17 protein-coding genes, 1 tRNA gene and 1 riboswitch are annotated in these 18697 nt (G+C 71.4%); of the genes, 12 read left to right on the top strand and 6 right to left on the bottom strand.

Annotated features, from left to right (window positions below; genetic code table 11):
- Window positions 1–128 precede the first annotated feature (128 nt).
- The gene (locus AC07A6_RS02775) at window positions 129–1463 is read right to left on the bottom strand and encodes a glycoside hydrolase family 18 protein (RefSeq protein ID WP_362458356.1); all 1335 of its coding nucleotides are present in this window, start codon (window positions 1461–1463) and stop codon (window positions 129–131) included.
- A 244-nt stretch (window positions 1464–1707) separates the two neighbouring features.
- On the opposite strand from AC07A6_RS02775, the gene AC07A6_RS02770 reads away from it, so the two are divergent.
- Together AC07A6_RS02770 and AC07A6_RS02765 are read left to right on the top strand one after the other, a co-directional pair.
- Window positions 1708–2790, top strand: coding sequence for an NAD(P)H-dependent amine dehydrogenase family protein (locus tag AC07A6_RS02770; protein ID WP_478775789.1), 1083 nt, complete (start codon window positions 1708–1710; stop codon window positions 2788–2790).
- Entirely contained in the window at window positions 2787–3266 is a 480-nt protein-coding gene (locus tag AC07A6_RS02765; protein ID WP_478775788.1) for a carboxymuconolactone decarboxylase family protein, read from the top strand. Before AC07A6_RS02770 ends, AC07A6_RS02765 begins: the two co-directional genes overlap by 4 nt.
- Before the next feature lie 89 nt (window positions 3267–3355).
- Here the strand turns inward: AC07A6_RS02765 and AC07A6_RS02760 are convergent, their stop codons facing one another.
- Window positions 3356–5008, bottom strand: coding sequence for a GMC oxidoreductase (locus AC07A6_RS02760; RefSeq protein ID WP_478775787.1), 1653 nt, complete (start codon window positions 5006–5008; stop codon window positions 3356–3358).
- A gap of 124 nt (window positions 5009–5132) precedes the next feature.
- A complete protein-coding gene (locus AC07A6_RS02755) occupies window positions 5133–5591 on the bottom strand; it encodes a DUF4232 domain-containing protein (RefSeq protein WP_362458060.1) in 459 nt (152 codons plus the stop codon).
- A gap of 130 nt (window positions 5592–5721) precedes the next feature.
- Here AC07A6_RS02755 and AC07A6_RS02750 point away from each other — a divergent pair.
- The 8 genes from AC07A6_RS02750 (at window position 5722) to AC07A6_RS02715 (ending at window position 13712) form a co-directional block, all read left to right on the top strand.
- Window positions 5722–5798: transfer RNA gene (locus AC07A6_RS02750), tRNA-Trp, on the top strand.
- A gap of 185 nt (window positions 5799–5983) precedes the next feature.
- Window positions 5984–6463 (top strand): hypothetical protein, encoded by a 480-nt coding sequence (locus tag AC07A6_RS02745; protein WP_478775786.1) that lies wholly within the window; start codon window positions 5984–5986, stop codon window positions 6461–6463.
- Complete coding sequence (locus AC07A6_RS02740) at window positions 6460–8874, top strand: tetratricopeptide repeat protein (protein ID WP_478775785.1); 2415 nt, start codon at window positions 6460–6462, stop codon at window positions 8872–8874. Before AC07A6_RS02745 ends, AC07A6_RS02740 begins: the two co-directional genes overlap by 4 nt.
- Before the next feature lie 137 nt (window positions 8875–9011).
- Window positions 9012–9458 carry a hypothetical protein gene (locus AC07A6_RS02735; protein WP_478775784.1) on the top strand — a complete coding sequence of 149 codons (447 nt, stop codon included), beginning with the start codon at window positions 9012–9014 and terminating at the stop codon, window positions 9456–9458.
- Complete coding sequence (locus AC07A6_RS02730; protein WP_478775783.1) at window positions 9455–10723, top strand: magnesium and cobalt transport protein CorA; 1269 nt, start codon at window positions 9455–9457, stop codon at window positions 10721–10723. The genes AC07A6_RS02735 and AC07A6_RS02730 overlap by 4 nt, the downstream gene beginning before the upstream one ends.
- A 37-nt stretch (window positions 10724–10760) precedes the next feature.
- Window positions 10761–10898, top strand: a riboswitch (cobalamin riboswitch).
- A 35-nt stretch (window positions 10899–10933) separates the two neighbouring features.
- Complete coding sequence (locus AC07A6_RS02725; protein WP_478775782.1) at window positions 10934–11923, top strand: ABC transporter substrate-binding protein; 990 nt, start codon at window positions 10934–10936, stop codon at window positions 11921–11923.
- Complete coding sequence (locus AC07A6_RS02720; RefSeq protein ID WP_478775781.1) at window positions 11920–12939, top strand: FecCD family ABC transporter permease; 1020 nt, start codon at window positions 11920–11922, stop codon at window positions 12937–12939. The genes AC07A6_RS02725 and AC07A6_RS02720 overlap by 4 nt, the downstream gene beginning before the upstream one ends.
- Window positions 12936–13712, top strand: coding sequence for an ABC transporter ATP-binding protein (locus tag AC07A6_RS02715; protein ID WP_362458048.1), 777 nt, complete (start codon window positions 12936–12938; stop codon window positions 13710–13712). Before AC07A6_RS02720 ends, AC07A6_RS02715 begins: the two co-directional genes overlap by 4 nt.
- Before the next feature lie 12 nt (window positions 13713–13724).
- On the opposite strand, the gene AC07A6_RS02710 is transcribed toward AC07A6_RS02715, so the two are convergent.
- The 3 genes from AC07A6_RS02710 to AC07A6_RS02700 all read right to left on the bottom strand — a co-directional run bounded on the left by AC07A6_RS02710 (window position 13725) and on the right by AC07A6_RS02700 (window position 16570).
- Window positions 13725–14618, bottom strand: a complete 894-nt coding sequence (locus tag AC07A6_RS02710) for a LysR family transcriptional regulator (RefSeq protein WP_478775780.1) — start codon at window positions 14616–14618, stop codon at window positions 13725–13727.
- 85 nt (window positions 14619–14703) lie between these two features.
- Window positions 14704–15594: a LysR family transcriptional regulator gene (locus AC07A6_RS02705; protein ID WP_478775779.1), complete on the bottom strand. Its 891-nt coding sequence runs from the start codon at window positions 15592–15594 to the stop codon at window positions 14704–14706.
- Window positions 15595–15679: 85 nt separating this feature from the next.
- Complete coding sequence (locus tag AC07A6_RS02700; RefSeq protein WP_478775778.1) at window positions 15680–16570, bottom strand: LysR family transcriptional regulator; 891 nt, start codon at window positions 16568–16570, stop codon at window positions 15680–15682.
- Window positions 16571–16668: 98 nt separating this feature from the next.
- Here AC07A6_RS02700 and AC07A6_RS02695 point away from each other — a divergent pair, with 98 nt between their 5' ends.
- A complete protein-coding gene (locus AC07A6_RS02695; RefSeq protein ID WP_478775777.1) occupies window positions 16669–17076 on the top strand; it encodes a VOC family protein in 408 nt (135 codons plus the stop codon).
- A 15-nt stretch (window positions 17077–17091) separates the two neighbouring features.
- Window positions 17092–18675, top strand: coding sequence for an MFS transporter (locus AC07A6_RS02690; protein ID WP_478775776.1), 1584 nt, complete (start codon window positions 17092–17094; stop codon window positions 18673–18675).
- The last annotated feature ends 22 nt before the right edge of the window (window positions 18676–18697 follow it).

Here is an 18697-nt window from a genome sequence, read left to right as displayed (position 1 = left end):
TCCCCCCCCCCCGCCCCCCCGCCCCTCCCCGCCCCCCCCCCCCCCCCCCCCCCCCCCCCCCCCCCCCCCCCCCCCCCCCCGGTTCGGTGGCGCCCCGTTCGGCGGCGCCTGGTCCCTGCTGCGCCGGCTCAGCGGCCGCGCAGGCCCTGGTCGACGGCGGTGGTCAGCTCGCCGTCGGCGGTGTCGGCGTCCAGGGACCAGAACATGGCGCCGCCCAGGCCCTGTTCGCGGACGTACCGGGCCTTGGTGCGCAGCACCTGCGGGTCGTCGTACGTCCACAGGGTGGTGCCGTCGAACAGCCAGGCGTGGCCGCCGCGCCGGTCGCGGTGCACCTGGAAGGTGCCCGAGGCGGCCAGTTCCTTCAGCTCCTTGTAGTCCGCGTAGCCGGCGGCCCACTTCGCGGGCGCCGGGCCGGTGGCGGGCCTGCCCATGCCGTCACCGCCGCCGGTGACCCCGGTCCAGCCCTGCCCGTAGAACGGCATGCCGACCACCAGCTTGCGCGCGGGCGCCCCGCGCCGCAGCCAGGACTCCACCGTGCCGTCGACGCTGAAGTCGCCCCGTGCGTACAGCGCGGACTGCTGGGCGGTGGTCTTCTCCCCGGACACGTGGAAGTCGTAGCCCTGGAGGGTGACGAAGTCGAGGTCGCGCATGATGCGGCGGACGTCGAAGCCCGCGTCGATCTTGGCGGGGGCGGCCGGGACGAAGGCCGTGAGCTCGTACGAGCGCTTACGCTCGCGCCCGTACGCGTCGAGCTGGGTGCGGAACTCGTGCACCAGCTCGGCGAAGTTGCGCTTGTCCTCCGGCCGGAACTTGGTGTCGGCGTCGCCCTCCGAGCCCGGCCACTCCCAGTCCAGGTCGATGCCGTCGAACACCCCGGCGGCGGCGCCGGCACCGCCCCGGGCGCCGTCCTGCGGCAGGTTCCCCTTGAGGTAGAGGTCGATGCAGGAGCGGACGAGGGCCTTGCGGGAGGCGGGGGTGAGGGCGGCGTCGGAGAAGTGGGTGGACCAGCTCCAGCCGCCCAGCGAGATCAGCACCTTGAGGCCGGGGTGCTTGGCCTTGAGCTCCTTCAGCTGGTTGAAGTTCCCGGCCAGGGGCTGGTCGGCGGTGTCGGCGACGCCGTCCACGGAGTTCGCCGCGTCCAGCGGGCGGGCGTAGTCGGCCCAGGCGTCGGCCTCGCCGGCCACGTTGCCGGTGAAGCACTTGCCGTCGGCGCCGATGTTGCCGAAGGCGTAGTTGACGTGGGTCAGCTTGGCGGCCGTGCCGTTCGCCTCCAGGTCCTGGACCTGGAAGTCGCGCCCGTAGACGCCCCATTGGGTGAAGTAGCCGACCTTCCGGTACGAGCGGTCGTGCGAGCCTGCCGGATCCCGGTCCCCGCTCCCGGCGGCCGCCGCGGGCGCGAAGGCGGTCAGCAGGGAGAGGGAGCAGGCGGCGACGGCCAGTCGGCCGAGAGTGCTGCGGCGCATGGGGCGGTGAGGGCGCATGGGGCGCATGGGCTTCCTTTGCGGATGCGGGGGAGTGGTGCTCCTGAGCCGTGCGGGGACGGGCGCTGCCCTGCACCGGCGGCGCCCGTCCCACCCGGGAACGTATTGGTCTGGACCATCCGGGTCAAGGGGGTGTCCGCCCCGACCGGGGAACGGCCGGGGGGCCGTCCGAAAAACCTCCTTCACGACGCTGGGCACCTCCACGCCCCCTCGCTACCCTCCGCGCATGATTCCCACGGTGGTCTGGGGCACCGGCAACGTCGGCCGCGCGGCGATCCGCGCCGTCGACGCCCACCCGGCGCTCGAACTCACGGCAGTCATCGTCCACGACCCCGCGAAGGCCGGCCGCGACGCCGGCGAACTCGCCGGACTCGGCCACCGGCTGGGGGTGGCGGCCACCCGCGACATCGGGGTGGTGCTCGCCGCCCGCCCGGCCGCCCTCGTCTACGCGGCCTCCGGCGACGTCCGCCCCGACGACGCCCTCGCCGACATCACCCGCGCCATCACCGCTGGCGCGGTCGTCGTCAGCCCCGCCCTCTACCCCCTCTACGACCACCGGAGCGCCCCGCCGGAGTTCCGGGACCCCGTCCTGGCCGCCATCGCCGAGGGCGGCGGCTCCCTCTTCGCCTCCGGCGTCGACCCCGGCTGGGGCAACGACGTGCTCCCGCTGCTGATCAGCGGCCTCGGCACCACCGTGGACGCCATCCGCTGCCAGGAGATCTTCGACTACTCCACGTACGACCAGCCGGACTCCGTACGCCACCTCGTCGGCATGGGCCACCCCATGGACTACGAGCCGATGATGCTGATGCCCTCGATCCCCACCATGGTGTGGGGCGGCCAGATCCGGCTCATGGCCCGCGCCCTGGAGGTCGAACTCGACGGGATACGCGAGACCTCGGAGCGCCGCGCCCTCGACACCACGGTCACCACCCCCTCCATGGGCGTCTTCGAGGCCGGCACCCAGGGCGCCATCCGCTTCGAGGTGCAGGGCATCGTCGGCGGCGAACCCCGCATCGTCATCGAGCACGTCACCCGCATCCACGCCTCCTGCGCCCCCGACTGGCCCGTACCCCCCGACGGCGGCGCCGGAGCGCACCGGGTGGTCATCGAGGGCCGCCCGCGCATCGAGGTGACCGTCGAGGCCACCGACGAGGGCGAGAACCGCTCGGCCGGCGGGAACGCCACCGCCGTCGGCCGCCTGGTGGGCGCCATCGACTGGCTGGTGGCCGCGGAACCCGGCCTCTACGACGCCCTGGACGTCCCGCTGCGGCCCGCAGCCGGCAGACTCGGAAGGAAACAGCCATGAGGATCGACATCCCCGAGGGACAGCACCCGATCGAGTACGTGTGGGGGGACATGGTCCCCGGCATCGGCATGGCCGCCGCCAACTTCTCCCTCTCCGTCTACGCCCACACCACCCTGGGCCTGCGCGAGTTCGAGGCGGCGCGGCTGCGCGTCGCGCAGATCAACGGCTGCGTCTTCTGCCTGGACTGGCGCACCGACCGGGACGGGGAGAAGGTCGAGGAGGAGTTCGCGGACGCCGTCACCGAATGGCGCACCACGGACGCCTTCGACGACCGCACCCGGCTCGCCGCCGAGTACGCCGAGCGGTACGCCCTGGACCACCACAACCTCGACGAGGACTTCTGGGCGCGGATGACCGCGCACTACAGCCAGCTGGAGATCGTGGAGCTGAGCATGAGCATCGGCTCCTGGCTGGCCTTCGGCCGGCTCAACCACGTACTGGGCCTCGACAGCGTCTGCGTGCTGCCGGGCAGCTGAACGTGAGGCCGCCCCGGCGCCCGAGGCACGGCCCGGGGCCGCCCGGAGGATCCGGACGGCCCCGGGAGCCGGTCCGCTCGCAGACCCGCTCAGAGATCCGTGGCGATGATCTTCTCGATGTTCCGCTCGGCGAGGGCCGTGATCGTCACGAACGGGTTCACGCTGGTGTTGCCGGGGATCAGCGCTCCGTCGATGACGTACAGGCCCGGGTGCCCGTGCAGCCGGCCGTAGTTGTCCGTGGCCTTGTCCAGCACCGCCCCGCCCAGCGGGTGGTACGTGAGGTGGTCGCCCCAGACCTTGTTGGTGCCGAAGAGGTCGGTGCGGTAGATCGTCCCCTCCTTGGCGTTGATCTTGTCGAAGATGGTCTTCGCCATGTCGATGGACGGCTGCTTCCAGGCCGTCTGCCAGTCCAGCTCGACCTTCCCCGCCGCCGCGTTCCACGAGAACCGCGCCCGGTTCGGGTTCTTGGTGATGGAGAGGTAGAAGGACGCGTACGTCTCGATCCCCGTCGGCAGCGGGGCCACCTCGGCGAAGGCGCCGCCCGCGTCCCAGTTGTCGATGCCGCCGCAGGGGATGGAGGCCTGCACCTTCCCGGTCGGGTCCCACATGTGGTTGGCGCGGCCGCACATGACGTTGCCGTTGTCGCCCCAGCCCCTGCCCACCTCGTCGTTCAGGTTCGGCAGCGCGCCGGTCGCCTTCAGCCGGACCAGCAGCTTGCTCGTCCCCACGCTGCCGGCCGCGAAGAACACCCGGGCGGCGGTGACGGTCTTGGTGGCGAGGACGTCCCCGGAGGTGGAGAGCTGCTCCATGACGACCGTGTAGCCGCCACCGTCCGAGGGGGAGACGGTGGTGACCCGGTGCAGGGGCGAGATGGTGACCTTCCCGGTCGCCCGGGCGGCGGCCAGGTAGGTCTGCTGGAGGGACTTCTTGCCCGCGTTGTTGCCGTAGAGGATCTCCCCGTCGACCGCGGACTTGGGGACGGTGCCCGCCACCTCCTGCTTCATGTAGTCCCAGTCGTAGACGTCGGGGACGAAGACGAACGGGAACCCGGAACGCTGGGCGTGCTTGCGGCCGACGCGGGCGAACTGGTAGCAGTCCACCGTCTCGAACCAGGCCGGGTCGATCAGACCCACCCCGAGCCCGGCGTTGGCCCGCGGGTAGTAGGTCCGGTACATCTCCTCGGCGTCCACCGTGGGCAGTATGGCCGCGAAGTTCTGCCGCTTGGGGGTCACGGCCATGCCGCCGTTGACGAGCGAGCCGCCGCCGACGCCGCGGCCCTGGTAGACGATGATGCCGCCCATCTCCTCGGCATCGAGGATGCCCGTGTAGCGGGGGACGTCCTTGTCGATGGGGAAGCCGAGGAAGTTGCTGAGCGGCGCCTTGGTCCTGGTGCGCAGCCAGTACGAGCGGTAGTCGGGCTTGGTGGTGTTGGCGAAGATCTTGCCGTCGCTGCCGGGGGTGTCCCAGGCCATGCCCATCTCGACCATGTGCACCGGGACCCCGGCCTGGGCGAGCCGGAGGGCGGCGACGGAGCCGCCGTAGCCGGTGCCGATCACGAGGACCGGGACGCCGGCCCCGGATTCGATGGGCCCAGGGGCGGCGGTGGTGGTGGCCGGTTCAGCATGGGCCGGGGTCACGTTGACCGTCAGCGCCACCGCTCCGAGAATAGAACCAGTTCCAGCGATGAATCCACGGCGCGAAACACCTCTGGATACCTTGCTGTGCAGGCTTTTGTCACTCATGTGACGTTCCTCACTCTCGACGGAGTGGGAACAAGTTCTACTGGCGAACACCTGCTAAGTCACTACACGCGTCACAGCAACTTCCGGCTGATTCCGTCCCCTTGACTCCCCGCCTCGGGACGCCTCAGGACAGGCTCCAGTGCCCGACGTCGTCGCCCAGCCCCGCGTCCAGTGCGAACTGCACGGCCGCCAGACCGGCGTCCGCCGGAACCCGGAAGGTGACGAAGCCCGAGGCCGAGTCCCCGGGGGCCAGGGTCACGGTGTCCGGCAGGCTCGGCCCCGCCCCGGTCGCGGCGGCCGTCCCCGTGAACCGCTGCCCCCCGGTGTCGAGCAGGTGCGCGGCCGGCGCGGGGGAGTCCTCGTACGGCACCGACCCGGTGTTCTCCAGCCGCAGCTCCACCGCCACCAGCCGCTCGGCGTCCGCCCGGCCCGCGGGGTCGACGACCCGGGTCAGGGTCACGTCGAGCCGCTCCCCGGGCCGGTCCCCGTCGAGGGACACGGTCTCCCCGGACCCGTCGGGCCCGGCACCGACGAGCAGCAGCATGAGCAGGGGCCCCAGCAGACGCCCCGGACGCTGGCGCACGACTCCTCCCGGCCTCGGCGGCCCACCCCCTCCCCGCCCACGATCCTCCGCCCGCCCCGCTCCCGCCACCGGCGACGCGGAAAATGGATTGGATCTTCCGGCTGCTTCATGGCAGGGTGTGACCCACCGAAGGGGTATAGCTCAGCTGGTCAGAGCGCTGGTCTCCAAAACCAGATGTCGTAGGTTCGAATCCTGCTACCCCTGCCATGCCTGACCAGGCATTTCACGTAGAACGGGCTCCGGGAGAACACTCCCGGAGCCCGTTTTGTCTTCTCCTGGGGACAGGGTGGGGACAGGGTGGGGACAAGCCGGTGGTGTGCCCCGCAGGAGGGCGAAGAGCGCGATTTCCTCATGGGAGGCCACGCGCGTCCCTATGCTCCTCTGCTGACGCCATGAGCCTGCCTGTGGGGGACGCCTTGGACCCGGAAGCACTCGACCTCGCCGACAGGGCGGGAACCCTGCTCGTACAGCAGGTGCCCTCCGGCAACTGGGAGCGTGTCTGCGCCGCAGTGGTGCGGCTGTGGCGCCGGTACCGCCGGGAGGATGCCGACATGGTCGAGAGCGGGCTCGCCGAGACGCGCGACGAACTCCTCGTGTCCGGCGCCGCCGCCGACCTGGTGGCCCGGCGCACGGCGGTCACGGCCTGGCAGATGCGGTTCCGGGCGCTCCTGGCGGCGGGGCCCGCGCCGGCCGCCGAGCTGCGGACACTCGTGGCCGGCGGCTTCCTGCTGCCGGCCACCGGTCAGGAGCAGGCGTACACCGGCGACGTGACCATGAAGGCGGTGGCGGAGGACCACGGCACCGTCCACCAGCTCGGTCAGGGCGTCATGAACGTCACCGCCGGATCCCGGGCGCGGATCGAGGGCCGGTGAACCAGGAGCCCGAACCGGTCGGCTCCGGTATGCACTTCACCACCCATGTGAGCGGCACGGGCCAGGCCTTGGTGGCCGGCCGCGACATGATCGTGTTCGACGGGCCCGCCCCGGTTGCCATGGCCGCTCTGCCGCAGGCACCCGCGTACCTGGTCGGGCGCGCCGAGCAGCTCGACGCCCTGAGCGAGTTCCTCCTCGCCGCCCCCGAGGGGCCCGGCTTCACCAACATCGCGCTGATCACCGGGTTCGCCGGCTCCGGAAAGCAGGCCCTCGCCACGGCTGCCGCCCGGCAGGCACTGCAGAGGGGGCGCTTCACCGGAGGCGTCGTCTTCGTGGACCTGGAGCACGACGATGGCCGGCCCCTCAGCCGCGGTCAGGCACTGGCCTCGGCCCTCTTCTCGCTCGGAATGCGGCACTCCGCCGAAACGGGCGAGTCCGACGCCGAACGCACCGCCCTCTACCGCTCCCTGCTCCACGACCATGCCGCCGCGCGCGGTCCGGTCCTGGTGGTCGCCGACAACGCCTCCCGGCCCGACCAGGTGGACCTCCTGGTGCCCGGCAGCGGTGAGCACCGGCTCCTGGTCACCAGCCGTGAACTGCTGCCGATCGTCGGCGCACGCACCGTGGTGACGGAGCCGCTCGATCCGGCCGACTCGTTCCTGCTGCTGCACCACGCCGTCGAGCAGCGGCGCCTCTCCCGCATCGGCTCCGTCGAGTCCATCACACCGCAGGAGATGAACCACCTCCACAGGCTGCTGGAGCTGAGCGGGTACCTGCCCGGTGCCATCACGGCGATCGCGCACCATTTCTCGCAGGACGGCGGGCTGACCGCGAAGGAACTCCTCGACAAGCTGACCAATGAACTCGACTCCTACAGGGCGGGCGGCCGCGCGGACGGGCCGAGGCTGGGCCCCCTGCGGCGCGGCTTCGACGAGACCTACCTGCGCCTCGGTCCCGAAGCCGCGGAACTGCTGCCCCTGCTCGGTCTGGTGACCGGTCCGGACATCACGTCGCGGCAGGCGGGCCACCTCGCCGGTCCGGACCGGGACGACATCCGTTCCCGGCTCGCCGCTCTCGCCCGGGCGCACCTCGTGGCGGAGGAGCGGGTCGGCTCCGACCGCTGGCGACTGCACCCCCACGCCCGCCGCGAGGCCACGGCCCTGGCCCGACGGCTCCCGCAGGCTGTCCGGGAGGCGGCGCAGCGGCGGCTGCTCGACGAGTACGCGCGGATGGCCCGGATCGCCGTCGAAGACACGAACGGCGCGGGCTCCGCCCTTCACCTGCGTGCGGGACGCAAGGCCTCCCGGGAGTGGTTCGAAGCCGAATGCGCCAACCTCGTCTCGGGCGTGGACATGGCAGTGTCGGCCGGACTCGACCGGCACGCCGCGGAACTCGCCCTGCCGGTGTGCCGGCTGCTGTTGCACCACCACCGCTTCGACGAGCTGGCGACCTGCGCGAAGGCGGGAGTGGGCGCGGCCAGACGTGCGGGCGACCGGACGACCGAGGCGGAAATGCTGAACGTCCGGGGCGGCTGGCTGCGGAAGCTGGGCGGGCACCAGGAGGCGCTGGGCCAGTACACGGAGGCCCACGACATCTTCGCCGCACTGGGCGACCGGCCGGGACGCGCCAAGACCCTCGGGAACATCGCCGGCATCCACTACGAGCGGGGTGAGTTCGAGCGGGCGTACGTCATCTACCGGGAGGTGGCGGCCGAGTTCCTCGCGCTGGGCGACACCCGCCTCGAAGCCATGTGTCTGAAGAACGCCGGCGACACGCTGGTCGCCGCCGACGAGTTCGATGCCGCGCGGCACGCCTACACGGAAGCGATCAAGGTGTACCGGCAGCGCGGGGACCTGGACGGCGAGGCCGAAGTACTGAACTCCCTCGGCGAACTCGTGAGCTTCGCGGGGCAGACACAAGAGGCCCTGTCTTACCACAAGCGCGCGTTGCAGCTGGCCGAAGCCGCAGAGAACACCGGCCTCCAGGGCGCGGCACTCTGCGGGGCCGGCCAGTGCCTGATCGACGGAACGGCCCGCCAGCGGCGCGAGGCCCTCCGGATGCTGCAGAGGGCCGCCGATCTCCTGGAGGAATCGGGGAACCTGCGTGCCCACGCCGCCGTCTGCGGCAGGATCGGCCGGCACTTCTACGACGCGCGCAAGTACGCCAAGGCCATCGAATACCTCCACCGGGCCGGCATCGTCCTCCTGCGTGAGTTCAAGGACACCGACGCGGCCGCCGTGCCGCTCGGCCTGATGGACCAGGCCCGCCGGGCGATGGAGGAACGGGGCCTCCTCAGAACACCGCTCAACTACCTCAGGGGTCAACACCCCCCTCGCTCCTGGGAGGTCGGGCCGGCCCACGTGTTCACTGCCGAGCCCAAGCCGTGGGCCGAAGGCCTGTCCGAAGACTGAACCGCGGGCGCCCGCCCGGCCGGAGGTCCTCCCGCGGCCCGGCCGTCCTCCGGCAGAGGTCATTTCCACGGATCGAGGCACCCGCGGCACCGCCGATCGGTACATTGCGTGGTCCACGCAATCGCCGGGGAGGAAGCATGCTGACAGAGGCGCTGGCGGCGGTGGCCGCGTCGTGCGCTACCGCAGTGATCCAGGCTGCCGGGACCGACGCCTGGGCGGGTCTCCGGCACCGCCTGGCGGCCCTGATGGGCGACGGCGACGTCCAGCGGGCCGCCGCTGAACTGGAGCGGCTCGAACGGACGGCCCAGGTGATCGCCGACGCCCCGCCCGAACAGTCCGCCCGGATCCGCATCCTGCAGGAGGGGAGCTGGCAGGCACGCCTCGAAGACCTGCTGGAGTCCCGGGCGGGAGCGGCGCGGGAAGCGGTGGCCGAGGAGCTGCGCGGCATCGTCGCGTCCCTGAGCGAGGGCGGGGCCTCGACGCACAAGACCTGGAGCGGCGACGTCCGCCAGGTCGCCAAGGCGTCCGGCCAGGCGCGCGTGTACCAACTCGGCCAAGGCGAAATGAACATCTCGGGATCATGAACACGGAAGAATCGCGCAGCATCAGCGTCAACATTGAGGCGGCCGACGACAGCCGCGTCTACCAGGTCGCCCAGGGGAACATGTTCATCGGACGGGACCCCGTCGAGGTGACGGCCCGGAAGCTGGCGGCCCTGCCGGTCTCCAAGGCGGCCGAGATGCTCGGAGAGATGTCCGCGGAGGAGCGCGCCTCGGTCGTCGCGACCATGGAAACCGGTCCGGCGGCGGCACGGATGGCGCTCCTGGAATCGTCGGTGGCAGTGGACGTCCTGTTGTCCATCGACGAGCTGCTCGCCGTCGAACGGCTGCTGGCCATGGACGCGGTGAGCGCCCGGCGCCTTGCGCTGGCGGCACCGCAGACGTGGTGTACGGGGCTCTTTTCCAGACTGACGTTGGAACAGACGCTCCGACTGGTCGGAGAACTCGACGGAGGGGGGAAGTTCACCTTCCAGCTCGACGTCCTGGAGGGCTTCGCCACACGTCTCCCCACCGATGTCATGACCACCCTGCTGTCATCCGGCGGAATGCCGCCCGGGACGGCCGCACGCGTCCTGCGGGCAGTGACCGGCCAGGAGTTCGTCACCTGGCTGCTGATCGGCAATCCGAGCGCCCGGCTCGCGCTCCTCGACCACATGCCCCTCGAATTCCTCACGACCGCCGTCGTCGCCCTGTGGGAACCGCCGGAGGAACTGCGCCTCCTGTGTACGGCCAAGGGCGTCGGCCTGCCACAGGTCGCCGACGTCCTGAGCGCGCTGCGGCCGCACCGGCTGGTCGAGCTGGTCACCGGTTCCGACCTCGGATTCGGCGTCTACGAGGCGTTCTCGCCCGACACCCGGGTCGGTCTCCTCCGGTACATGGACGACCGGCGGCTGGCCGACCTCCTGCAGCGCTACGAGGAGGGGCCCCTCGTGGAACGCGTTTCCGGGATGCTGCTGGCGGACGAGTTCAGCGGCAGGGCCCATCACGTCCACCGCCATCTGGCGGCCGCACTCGTCGTGTCGACGATCGACGCCGACCACCTGCTGGAGTCCCTTCCGCGCCATCAAGCCGCCGCCGTCTGGGACTCCCGGTGGGCCCACGGCGTGGCCCGCACCCTCGAAACCTACGACGCCGACGCCGGGTACGGGGAACTGAAGCAGCTCCCGCAGATGCGGAAGGCGGAGGTCGTCTGGCACTTGTCCGCGGAGCTCCGGGCTCGGCTGCGGGACAGGGCGGACAACCTCTCCGACGACCAACTGCTCCGCGACGGGGGACGGCCGCTCTCCTGAGTCCGTCACCACCCCTTCCGGGCGTGACGACCGCATCTGGCAGACTTGGCCGGGTTGTCCCGGCGGTGCAGGACAGGAAACCGGTGTGAATCCGGTGCGGTCCCGCCACTGTGACCGGCCGCCGCGTGCGCGTGGGGGCCGGGAGTCAGACACTGACGCACCGCCTCTTCACTTCGACCGGGGACGAGGATCCCCCGGAGAGGCCTCACCATGTCGCGTGTCCGCGCCGCCGTGCGCTCCTTCCTGCCCTTCGCCCTTGTCGTGCCGCTCGCCGCCTGCGGCGGGCCGTCCGGGGCCGAGGGGCCCGGAGCCGGGGCGCAGGCCGCGCCCGGGTTCCCGTACACCGTCACCAACTGCGGTGTCAGCAGCACCTACCAGGCGCCGCCCGAGCGCGCCGTCACCATGAACCAGCACGCCACCGAGATCATGCTCGCCCTCGGACTCCAGGACCGGATGGCCGGCACCGCCTACCTCGACGACTCCGTGCTGCCCGCCTACCGGCCCGCCTACGACAGGATCAAGGTGCTGGCGAAGGAGTACCCGTCGAAGGAGGTGCTGCTCGGCGCCAACCCCGACTTCGTGTACGGAGGTTACGCCAGCGCCTTCGACAAGGGGCAGGGCCGGGACCGCGAAACGCTGGCCAAGGCAGGCATCGGAACCCGGCTGAGCGTGGAGTACTGCACCCAGGGACCGGTCGGGCTCCAACAGCTGAAGACCGAGATCACCGAGGTCGCCCGGACCTTCGGCGTGCCCGAGCGCGGCGAGGCGCTCGTGCGGGAGGAACAGCGGCGCGTCGACGCCGTCACCGCACGGGTCAAGGACCGGGCCCGGCCGTCGGTCTTCGTCTACGACTCCGGCGAGGCCTCCGCCTTCACCTCGGGAGGCAGCGGCATCGGCAACGAGATCGTCTCCCTCGCCGGGGGCGCGAACGTGTTCGCCGACCTCAAGGACACCTTCGGCGACGTGCCGTGGGAGAAGGTCATCGAGCGCGCGCCCGAGGTCGTCCTCATCTACGACTACGGCGGCACCACCGTGGAGGCCAAGAAGCAGCGCCTGTTGAACGACCCGGCGCTGGCGGAGGTTCCCGCCGTCAAGAACCGGCGGTTCGTGGTGCTGCCGCTCTCCTCCGCCGTGCTCGGCGTGCGCGTCGCCGACGCCGTCGAGTCCCTCGGCCGCCAGCTGCACCCCGACGCCCCGTGAGGCGCGGGCTCCCGCTGGTGCTGCTCACCGCCGCGCTCGCCGTCTCGATGGTGGCCGGGCTGGCCCTGGGGGCCGTACGGATCCCGCCCGGCCAGGTCCTCGACATCGTCCTCGGCGGGCCCGGCGCACGAGGGGCCTTCGCCTCCATCGTCTGGGACGTGCGGATGCCGCGCGTCCTGCTCGGAGCCGTCGTCGGGGCCGGGCTGGCCGTGGCCGGAGCCGTGCTCCAGGCCCTCGTGCGCAACCCGCTCGCCGACCCCTTCCTGCTCGGGGCCTCCTCCGGGGCCTCGACGGGGGCGGTGCTGGTCATCGTGTCCGGCGCGGGCGCTGCCGGAGCCGTGGGCGGGGCCGGGCTGCCGGCCGCCGCCTTCGCCGGGTCCATGGCCGCACTCGTCGCCGTCTACGCCCTGGCCCGCCGCGGCGGAACCATGACCACCGGCCGGCTGATCCTGGCCGGGGTCGCCGTGCAGTACATCCTGTCCGCGCTGACCAGCCTGATCCTCGTCCTGTCAGCCAAACCCGACCAGCTGCGCACCGCCCTGTTCTGGACCCTGGGCGGTCTCGGCGCGGCCCGCTGGGACGAACTCGCCCTGCCGGCCGCCGCGCTGATCGCCGGCACCGCCGCGCTCACCGCCCTGGCCCGGCCGCTGGACCTGCTGCTCGCGGGGGAGGAGGGCGCGCGCACCCTCGGCCTGGACACCGGCCGCTTCCGGGCGGCCGTGTTCGTGCTCACCTCCCTCGTGGTCGGGGTGCTCGTCGCCTACAGCGGGGCCATCGGCTTCGTCGGCCTGATGGTCCCGCACGCCGCCCGGATGGCCGTCGGCGCCGGCCACCGGGCACTGCTGCCCGTGGCCGCGCTCGCCGGGGCCGTCTTCCTGGTCCTGGCCGACCTGGTCGCCCGTACCGCGGCGGCCCCCGAGGAGGTCCCGGTCGGGGTGGTCACCGCGCTGGTGGGCGGGCCGTTCTTCCTGTGGATGCTGCGCCGCACCAGCCGCACCGAGGGGGTGGCGGGATGACGCGCCGACCGGCGGAACTCACCGTCGAGGCCCTGCGTTACGCAGTGGACGGGCACACCCTGCTGCACGGCGTCGACCTCACCGCCCGCCCCGGCGAGACGGTCGGCGTGGTCGGGCCCAACGGCAGCGGCAAGACCACCCTGCTGCGCTGCGTCTACGGCACCCTGCGGCCCACCGCCGGCCGGGTGCTCCTCGACGGGGCCGACGCCGCGGCGCTCGGCGCCAAGGAGCGGGCCCGGCGGGTGGCGGTGGTCCCGCAGGACGCCACCGGCACCTTCGGGCTGACCGTCCGCGAGGTCGTCGCCATGGGCCGCAGCCCCCACAAGCGCTTCTGGGAGCAGGACGGCCCGGAGGACCGGCGCCAGGTGGCCGGCGCGCTGGAGCGGGTCGGCGCGGCCGGCTACGCGGAGCGGCGCTTCGAGGAGCTCTCCGGCGGCGAGCGCCAGCGTGCCCTCGTCGCCCGCGCCCTCGTCCAGGAACCGGGCCTGCTGGCCCTGGACGAGCCGACGAACCACCTCGACATCCGCTACCAGCTGGAGGTGCTCGGCCTGGTCCGCGGCCTGCCCGCGACCGCCCTCCTCGTCCTCCACGACCTCAACCTCGCGGCCTCCTTCTGCGACCGGCTGTACGTCCTGTCGGCCGGCCGGGTCGTCGCAGCGGGAACGCCGGGCGAGGTACTGGACGAAGCACTGCTGGCGGAGGTCTACGGGGTCCGCACCCGCGTCGGGACCCACCCGACGACGGGCGCCCCCAGCATCGTCTACCTGCCGTGACCGGCCGGCCCCTCAGAGGGACATCGTCCCGAGTTCGCCGGCGATGCGTACGAAGGACCGGACCATCGGGCTGTCGTTGTCCGAGCGCCACACCAGGCCCCAGCGCAGCTTCGGGGCGTCGTGGAGGGGGAGGTAGGTGATGTCGGGCCGCACATGGAAGCGGGTGACCTGGGAGGCGAAGGAGTGGACGGCCTCACCCGAGGAGATGATCATGAAGAGTGAGTCCAGATCACTGGCGAAGCAGAAGTTCCGCTCGATCGTCCGGCCGCTGGGCGTGTAGAAGGGCATGAACGCGTCCTGCCAGTAGTCGGGCTGCAGCGACTCCCCGCCGATCACGCCGTGGTCGGCGAACACCTCCAGGGACACCGAGGACCGGACCGCCAGCCGGTGGTCGGCCGCCACGGCCGCGACCCGGGGCTCCTCGAAGAGCACCGGGCCCACGGTGAGATCCGGTTCCTCGACGGGAAGCCACGCGAGCAGCAGGTCCGCCTCGCCCCTGCGCAGCGGCCCGAACGGATCGATGAACCCGTTGTAGCGGAGCCGTATCCCGCACGTCGGGTTCAGGGAGCGGAACGCGTCCCAGTAGGGCCGCAGCTCCTGTGCGTTGGACACCAGCAGGTTGATCCGCAGGACGTCCGTCTTGCCTTGTGCGGTGAGCCGGGCCCGGTCCATGCTCGCCTTCAGCCCCCGGAAGACGGGGAGCAGGTCGTCGCGGAGCTGCTCGCCGACGGGTGTGAGCCGTACCTGGCGGCTGGTCCGTTCGAAGAGTTCGGCGCCGATGGACCGTTCCTGCTTCTTGATGGCCTGGCTGACCCTGGCCGCCGATACGTGCAGCCGTTCGGCGGTCCGTCCGAAGTGCAGCTCCTCCGACAACGTCAGGAAGATCTCGATGTCGCGCAGTTCCACGCGCCCCACGTCCCCGTTTGCTCAGTAACTCCGGCCCGGTCAGCGGTGCATGACCAGGCGTTGATCGTCGATTCGTCCGGATTCCCTACAGCGACATCGTCCCGAGTTCGCGTGCGAGGCCCGCGAAGGCCCGCACCATCGGGCTGTCGTTGTCCGACCGCCAGACCAGGCCCCAGCGCAGGAGCGGCGTGTCGCGGACCGGGATGTAGGTGACGTCGGGCCGGACGTAGAAGCGGGTGACCTGGTTGCCCAGGAGGTGGATGATCTCCCCGTCGGCGACCAGGGTGTACAGCTCGTCCAGTGTCGTGACCAGGAACTTCCGTTCGATGGTACGACCGCTGGGCGCGGTGAACGGGACGAAGGCGTCCTCGAAGTAGTCGGGCTGCGGTCCGTCCGGACCCACGATTCCGTGGTCCGCGAGCGCTTCCAGGGTCAGCGAGGAGCGGCCGGCCAGCCGGTGGTCATTGGCCACCAGCGCGACCCTGGGCTCGTCGAACAGCACCGGCCCCACAGTCAGATCGGGCTCCTCCACCGGGAGCCACGACAGCAGCAGGTCGATCTCGCCGCGCCGCAGCGGGGCGAACGGGTCCATGTAGCCGTTGTGGCTCAGCCGCAGCCCCCATTGCGGATGCCGCGTACGGAACGCGTCCCAGAAGGGGCGCAGTTCGTGGCCGTTGGTGACCATCAGGCCGATCCGCAGGACGTCCGTCTTGCCCTGTGCGGTGAGCCGGGCCCGGTCCACGCTCTCCTTCAGGCTCCGGAACACCGGCCGCAGATCACCGAGCAGCTGCTCGCCGACCGGGGTGAGCCGTACCTGGCGGCTGGTCCGTTCGAAGAGCTCGGCGCCGATGGACCGTTCCTGCTTCTTGATGGCCTGGCTGACCCTCGCCGCCGATACGTGCAGCCGTTCGGCGGTCCGTCCGAAGTGCAGCTCCTCCGACAACGTCAGGAAGATCTCGATGTCGCGCAGTTCCACGCGCCCCACGTCCCCGTTTGCTCAGTAACTCCGGCCCGGTCAGCGGTGCATGACCAGGCGTTGATCGTCGATTCGTCCGGATTCCCTACAGCGACATCGTCCCGAGTTCGCGTGCGAGGCCCGCGAAGGCCCGGACCATCGGGTTGTCGTCGTCCGACCGCCAGACCAGCCCCCAGCGCAGCACCGGGGCATCGTGGACGTGCACGTAGGTGATGTCGGGGCGCATGTGGAAGCGGGTTACCTGAGCACCGAGGGTATGGATGGCATCACCCGAGGAGATGATCGTGTACAACCCGTCCAGATCCGTGACGGAGAAGTTCCGTTCGATGGTCCGGCCACTGGGCGTATGGAAGGGCGTGAACTCGTGCGACCAGTAATCGGGCTGTAGCGACGGCCCGCCGACCACCCCGTGGTCGGCGAGCACCTCCAAGGACACCGACGGCCGGACCGCCAGCCGGTGGTCGCACGCCACGGCCGCGACCCGGGACTCCTCGAACAGCACCGGGCCCGAGGTGAGGTCTGGTTCCTCCAAGGGCAGCCAGGCGAGCAGCAGGTCGATCTCGCGCCTGCGCAGCGGCCCGAACGGATCGATGAACCCGTTGTGGGTGATCCGCAGGCCCCACTGCGGGTACAGCGAGCGGAATGCGTCCCAGAAGGGCCGCAGTTCGTGGCCGTTGGTGACCATCACACCCATTCGCAGGACGTCCGTCTTGCCCTGTGCGGTGAGCCGGGCCCGGTCCACGCTCGCCTTCAGCCCCCGGAAGACGGGGAGCAGGTCGTCGCGGAGCTGCTCGCCGACCGGGGTGAGCCGTACCTGGCGGCTGGTCCGTTCGAAGAGCTCGGCGCCGATGGAGCGTTCCTGCTTCTTGATGGCCTGGCTGACCCTCGCCGCCGATACGTGCAGCCGTTCGGCGGTCCGTCCGAAGTGCAGCTCCTCCGACAACGTCAGAAAGATCTCGATGTCGCGCAGCTCCACGCGCCCCCACGCCCCCGCATGTTCGTTAACCCCAGGCTTAACCAGCGTTGCATGATCAACCGTTGATCATCATCTTGTCCACACCGGATGCTCAGTGCATGAACGTCGTCACCACCAAGGTGTCCCTGACCGTGGATGACGTGGACGCATCCAGCCGGTTCTTCACCACTCATCTGGGCTTCCACGAAGTCGAGTCGGCGGAGGGATACGTCTGCCTCCGCCGGGACGACACCTCCGCCGAGATAGCCCTGTCCGAACGGGACCCCGAGCAGTTGCCGCGGGCCTGGCGCGGCCAGGGGCTGGCCGATGTGGCCGTGACCCTGACCGTCACGGACCTCACGGCCGAGTACGAACGGCTGCGCCGCGAGGGCGCCGTCATGGACGGCAGCATCCGGCAAGAGCCGTGGGGTGAGCAGCTGTTGCAGCTCACCGACCCCAACGGCGTCGTGGTCCAGCTCACCGAATGGGTGCCGCCGGCCGGCGCCCCCGAACGCACTTCTTCGTAAGGATCCCAGTCTTCCGTGGACGAGATAAGAACGTCGCAACAGGCCGGTCCGCGCCGCTGGCTCATCCTGGTGGTGCTGTGCCTGAGCACACTGGTCCTGGTCATCGACAACATGGTGCTCACCGTGGCCATCCCGCCGCTCGCCGAGGACCTGGGGGCGAGCGCGCAGGACATCCAGTGGATCATCGACTCCTACATCCTGGTCTTCGCCGGACTGCTCCTCACCTCGGGCAGCCTGTCGGACCGGTTCGGCCGCCGCCGCGTGATGGTCATCGGCCTCGCACTGTTCGGAGCCGCCTCCGTGCTCGGCACCCTCGCCGGCAGCCCCGGTCAGCTGATCCTGGCCCGTGTGCTGATGGGCGTCGGCGGTGCGCTGGTCATGCCGAGCACCCTGTCCATCCTCATCACCGTCTTCGACGAGGCCGAGCGGCCCCGGGCGATCGCCGCCTGGGGGTCCGTCTCCATGCTCGGCGTCGTGGGCGGCCCGCTGCTCGGTGGCTGGCTGATCTCCGCGTACTGGTGGGGCGCGGTCTTCCTGGTCAACATCCCGGTCGCGGTCCTGGCCATCGTCGCGGCGCTGGCCCTGATGCCGGAGTCGAAGGGACCCTGGCGCAAGGCGGACCCGCTGGGCATGGTGCTGTCCGTCGCGGGGATGACCGCGCTGGTGTGGACGATCACCGAGCTGCCCGAGGACGGCCTGGAGCGTACGAGCACCCAGGTCACGCTCGCCCTGGCGGTCCTGGCCCTGACCGGGTTCGCCGTGTGGGAGACCCGCACGGCACACCCGATGGTCCCGCTCGCGCTGTTCCGGGACCGGGTGTTCACCGGCTCCAGCCTGTCGCTGGTGCTGCTGACCTTCGCCAACGGCGGCCTGCTGCTGGTGCTGACCCAGTACCTCCAGTTCGTCCTAGGCCACACACCCACCCAGACCGGCCTGGCCTTCACCCCGCTCGCCGTCGCGGCCCTGGCCTCCAACGGCATCGGCGCCGCGCTGCTGGCGAAGACCGGCACCCGGATCATGGTGGTCCTCGGGCTGCTGCTGATCGCAGCCGGGTCCGCCGTCCTGACCGGACTGTCCTCGGGCGCCGGATGGGGGCCGCTGACCGCCGCGATGCTCCTGATCGGCGCGGGTGCCGGACTGGTGATGCCCGCCGCCACCAGTGCCCTGATGGGGGCCGTCCCCGCCGAGCACGCCGGTGTGGGGTCCGCGGTCAACGACACCGTCCAGCAGGCCGGCGCCGCCCTCGGGGTGGCGGTGCTCGGCGCGGTCCTGTCGGGCACGTACACCTCCGAGATGCCCGAGGACGCACCCGCGGCAGCCCGTCACGCCGTCTCCGAGGCGCTCGTGGAGGCCGCCCGCACCGGGGACGAGGGGCTGGCCGCCGCCGCCCGCGAAGCCTTCACCTCCGCGATGTCGGCCACGTTCCTGGTCGGTGTCTGCGGAGTTCTGGGCGCCGCACTGCTGGCCCTCTGCCTCCTGCGGAGCCGCAAGGCCGAGGCGGCCGCCAAGGAGGCCGCGAAGGGGGCCGCGGCGGAGGGAACCGCCGCCGGCGGACCCGTACTGACCCAGGACCAGTTCGCCCCGGTCGCCGGGCCCTGACCCACGCACGACCCACGAACAC

Source organism: Streptomyces sp. NPDC044002, assembly GCF_056434525.1.
This window is presented reverse-complemented; position numbering and strand designations above follow the sequence as displayed.

Excerpts from the sequence above, each read along its gene's own strand:
- AC07A6_RS02775 (WP_362458356.1), bottom strand. The coding sequence starts at position 1,463 with ATGCGCCGCAGCACTCTCGGCCGACTGGCCGTCGCCGCCTGCTCCCTC.
- AC07A6_RS02770 (WP_478775789.1), top strand. The coding sequence starts at position 1,708 with ATGATTCCCACGGTGGTCTGGGGCACCGGCAACGTCGGCCGCGCGGCG.
- AC07A6_RS02765 (WP_478775788.1), top strand. The coding sequence starts at position 2,787 with ATGAGGATCGACATCCCCGAGGGACAGCACCCGATCGAGTACGTGTGG.
- AC07A6_RS02760 (WP_478775787.1), bottom strand. The coding sequence starts at position 5,008 with ATGAGTGACAAAAGCCTGCACAGCAAGGTATCCAGAGGTGTTTCGCGC.
- AC07A6_RS02745 (WP_478775786.1), top strand. The coding sequence starts at position 5,984 with ATGAGCCTGCCTGTGGGGGACGCCTTGGACCCGGAAGCACTCGACCTC.
- AC07A6_RS02735 (WP_478775784.1), top strand. The coding sequence starts at position 9,012 with ATGCTGACAGAGGCGCTGGCGGCGGTGGCCGCGTCGTGCGCTACCGCA.
- AC07A6_RS02730 (WP_478775783.1), top strand. The coding sequence starts at position 9,455 with ATGAACACGGAAGAATCGCGCAGCATCAGCGTCAACATTGAGGCGGCC.
- AC07A6_RS02725 (WP_478775782.1), top strand. The coding sequence starts at position 10,934 with ATGTCGCGTGTCCGCGCCGCCGTGCGCTCCTTCCTGCCCTTCGCCCTT.
- AC07A6_RS02715 (WP_362458048.1), top strand. The coding sequence starts at position 12,936 with ATGACGCGCCGACCGGCGGAACTCACCGTCGAGGCCCTGCGTTACGCA.
- AC07A6_RS02695 (WP_478775777.1), top strand. The coding sequence starts at position 16,669 with ATGAACGTCGTCACCACCAAGGTGTCCCTGACCGTGGATGACGTGGAC.